This window comes from Vibrio jasicida CAIM 1864 = LMG 25398 (genome assembly GCF_000400365.1).
GTDB lineage: Bacteria > Pseudomonadota > Gammaproteobacteria > Enterobacterales > Vibrionaceae > Vibrio > Vibrio jasicida.
On record NZ_BAOG01000072.1, the window covers coordinates 1 to 3,839 of the forward strand.

General features: G+C 45.2%; 3 protein-coding genes and 1 tRNA gene. 3 read left to right on the forward strand and 1 reads right to left on the reverse strand.

The features are described 5' to 3' along the window. Positions 1-207 precede the first annotated feature (207 nt). The 3 genes from VJL_RS20095 to VJL_RS20105 all read left to right on the forward strand — a co-directional run bounded on the left by VJL_RS20095 (position 208) and on the right by VJL_RS20105 (position 2,506). Positions 208-281: transfer RNA gene (locus VJL_RS20095), tRNA-Cys, on the forward strand. Between the two features lie 318 nt (positions 282-599). Continuing rightward, positions 600-2,123 carry an alpha-amylase gene (amyS, locus tag VJL_RS20100; protein WP_038880868.1) on the forward strand — a complete coding sequence of 508 codons (1,524 nt, stop codon included), beginning with the start codon at positions 600-602 and terminating at the stop codon, positions 2,121-2,123. A gap of 137 nt (positions 2,124-2,260) precedes the next feature. Then, positions 2,261-2,506 (forward strand): hypothetical protein, encoded by a 246-nt coding sequence (locus tag VJL_RS20105; RefSeq protein ID WP_038874046.1) that lies wholly within the window; start codon positions 2,261-2,263, stop codon positions 2,504-2,506. A gap of 82 nt (positions 2,507-2,588) precedes the next feature. Here the strand turns inward: VJL_RS20105 and VJL_RS20110 are convergent, their stop codons facing one another. Then, on the reverse strand, positions 2,589-3,377 hold the full coding sequence (locus VJL_RS20110) for a lipase family protein (RefSeq protein WP_038880870.1): 789 nt from the start codon (positions 3,375-3,377) through the stop codon (positions 2,589-2,591). Positions 3,378-3,839 lie beyond the last annotated feature (462 nt).

Sequence of the window (3,839 nt, forward strand, 5' to 3'; positions counted from 1 at the left end):
ATTGGTAGACACAAGGGATTTAAAATCCCTCGACGTTCGCGTTGTGCCGGTTCAAGTCCGGCCCGGGGCACCATCCGCAAATTGAGTGTGTGGATTTTATATCCCACCGTCGAGTTGACCGACCGAGTGTCGGACCATCAATTCCGGTCGGAGAACCATCTCTCATAAAGTGAGATTAAATAATCTCAGAGAACAACAATTCGGTAAGGCGCCTTGGCAGAGTGGCTATGCAGCGGATTGCAAATCCGTGGACCTCGGTTCGACTCCGGGAGGCGCCTCCATTCTTTTCGAAAGCTCGTCATTATGACGGGCTTTCTTCGTTTTAGCGCAATGAAATCGACGCGCTTTAATCCCTCTTTCTGCTGTTTACTTATTATCTCCTCCCTGATTATTTGATCGGGATTCAATAATTGCACTCAATTAGTTATTGATTTTATAAATGTTACACATCTCAATAATTGTAGAGGGTGATTGGTGATAATTTCTCCACGATTGTAGTCCGAACTTTTTGTTGTACAACAGACGGTTAGTTGGATTTCTTCTACCCGTCTTGCGGCTCTCTAAGTTCGGGCTTCGTCCTAAAACGTGAGAGAAAAATAATGAAAACATTCAACCTTAAACCCACACTTTTACCTTTAACTTTGCTGCTCAGTTCGCCGGTTATGGCGGCACAAAATGGAACCATGATGCAGTATTTCCATTGGTATGTGCCAAATGATGGCACACTCTGGACACAAGTTGAAAACAACGCACCAGCATTATCTGACAACGGCTTTACCGCGTTATGGCTGCCGCCTGCCTACAAAGGTGCCGGTGGTAGCAATGACGTAGGTTATGGTGTTTACGATATGTATGACTTAGGCGAGTTTGATCAAAAAGGATCGGTACGAACCAAGTACGGCACCAAAGACCAATACCTCGATGCTGTTAACGCGGCACACGCAAACAACATTCAAATTTATGGTGATGTGGTGTTTAACCATCGTGGCGGTGCGGATGGTAAATCGTGGGTCGACACCAAGCGAGTCGATTGGAACAACCGAAACATTGAACTCGGCGACAAATGGATTGAAGCTTGGGTCGAATTTAGCTTCCCAGGACGTAACGATAAATACTCAGACTTTCATTGGACGTGGTATCACTTTGACGGGGTCGACTGGGATGACGCAGGTAAAGAAAAAGCGATCTTCAAATTCAAAGGTGACGGCAAAGCATGGGATTGGGAAGTCAGTTCTGAAAAAGGCAACTACGACTACCTCATGTACGCAGATTTAGACATGGACCACCCAGAAGTCAAGCAAGAGCTGAAAGACTGGGGCGAGTGGTATCTAAACATGACGGGTGTGGATGGTTTCCGAATGGACGCGGTTAAACACATCAAATACCAGTACCTACAAGAGTGGATCGATTACTTGCGTTGGAAGACAGGCAAAGAGCTGTTTACTGTGGGTGAGTACTGGAACTACGACGTGAACAACCTGCATAACTTTATCACTAAAACTTCTGGCAGCATGTCATTGTGTGATGCACCGCTACACATGAACTTCTATAGCGCTTCACGCTCGGGTGGCAACTTCGATATGCGCCAAATCATGGATGGCACCTTGATGAAGGACAACCCAGTGAAAGCGGTAACATTGGTCGAGAACCATGATACGCAACCACTGCAAGCGCTGGAGTCTCCGGTGGACTGGTGGTTCAAGCCTCTTGCGTACGCGTTCATTTTGCTTCGTGAAGAAGGTTATCCGTCAGTGTTCTACGCGGATTACTACGGCGCACAATACAGCGATAAAGGGCACGACATAAATATGGTGAAAGTGCCGTACATTGAGCAGTTGGTGAAAGCCCGTAAAGATTATGCTTATGGCAAGCAGCACTCTTACCTTGATCATTGGGATGTGATTGGTTGGACGCGAGAAGGGGATGCAGAACACCCGAACTCAATGGCGGTTATCATGAGTGATGGCCCTGGCGGTACAAAATGGATGTACACAGGTTCACCAAGTACGCGTTACGTCGATAAGTTAGGTATTCGCACCGAAGAAGTCTGGACGGACGCCAACGGTTGGGCAGAGTTCCCAGTAAACGGCGGTTCGGTTTCTGTTTGGGTCGGCGTTAAATAATCAGGCTCATAGAATTGCAGGTGTGACCGATTTCGAAAATAGCGCGCATTTAATTAATGTCTTGTTTGATATTCATGAAACATATGCGTAACTTTATACCTGAGCATTATCAGTAGGCAGATTAAGGAAAGGAATCTATGGCTGACGTTTTGATTGTTGCGATTGTATTCAGTGCAATATTTGGTGGTGGTATCGTTAAGCTGGTTCTTAACCATCGTAAGGAAGTAAAAGCGTTAGAGATCTCTGAACGCAATCAGATGAGTGAAGAAGAGCGAAATGGTTTGAACAAGCAAGTCGCAGAGCTCAAACAGCGCGTCGAAGTATTAGAGCGTATCGTTACTGACAATAAATACCAACTTGATAAAGAAATTGCGTCTTTGTAATTCTGAACCAAGAAGAAAGAGCCAGTTTAACACTGGCTCTTTTTGTATCTGCCCCTGAACTCCGATAAGGCGAAGCAATAGATTAGCGTTCATCAAAGAAGTCTTTATTTCGAATGTACTTACTCATCAAGTGATAAGAAAAAGGGCGTATCAACCAACTCACCAAAGAGCGTCCAAGCCGCATCAACGTTGGTGTGTTCTCGTAAATCCTACCGTTATAAAGCCAAAGCATTTTGCCCACATGCCAGTAGAGAAAAGGCACCGGAGGCATAAAGGTAACAATATCGATGTCGCAACAGATTCGATAGGTTTTGTGGCTTAAACGATAGCGTTTCTTGAATGTCCAATCACCAATCGCTGGTTGACCAAATGTCACGACACGTTTGATGCTTTTCGGGTACTTTCTTTCGATATAATCGGCAAACACGCTACCAATTGCGCCGCCCGATGAATGCCCAGTAATGGTGATGCGCTTGCCTTGTAGAATTAGAGGTACAATAGTGGCTTCTAATCGTTCAATTACACTCAAACCAAGACGATCTTCATTTCGAGAAGGTTGACTTTCTTGAAATAACAAATGGTAGAAGCCTGCATGGATTCGATAGTTTAGCCCCAAGCGCTTGCAGCTGCGTGTCCACATCGCGAAGTTCAACAACCAATCGGTCATGCTATGCGAACCTTTAATTACCACGACGACTTCCGTACGCTTCTTGCTCCATAAAACACGGACCATGGTTTTGCCAAACTCGTTTTTAATGATGCGCTGCCCATTAGGATCAAACCCATAGCGGGTCTGTTTAAAGACTCTGGGGTAGGCGAGATTACAAAGGACGGCGTAGCGTTCGTACTGATATCGTTTTAAAGGCTTCACATTATTTTTCTGTCTCTTGGTCAACGTAAACTCTAGATGTGAAATATGAAAAATAGATGAAGATGAGAAATGAACAGAGGTTGGCGAAGCGTTTTTACTCAAGGGCCAGTGAAAGCAGAGTACTGCGTCAGTATTCATTCAATGTAGGAGGGTTTTGAAGTTTTTTGTTTGTACAAGCAAGACCGGGATTAGGGAAGATGCCATTCGCTGTGTATATGAATTGCGCAAAATGATCGTAGATTGTGCATGTGAGTCGCCTTTTTAACCATATGAATGAAAAAGACAAAATATCTGTTGATCTAAAATCTGAATCCGTTAAAGTACGCCTCGTTCTCGCGGCACAGGTCGCTAGAGCAGGTGGTGTTGCCATCGCATGATTGCGTTGCCCTGGTGGTGGAATTGGTAGACACAAGGGATTTAAAATCCCTCGACGTTCGCGTTGTGCCGGTTCAAGTCCGGCCC

What these genes read in the sequence shown, in the direction of transcription:
- amyS (WP_038880868.1), top strand. Translation starts at nt 600, where the DNA reads ATGAAAACATTCAACCTTAAACCCACACTTTTACCTTTAACTTTGCTG.
- VJL_RS20105 (WP_038874046.1), top strand. Translation starts at nt 2,261, where the DNA reads ATGGCTGACGTTTTGATTGTTGCGATTGTATTCAGTGCAATATTTGGT.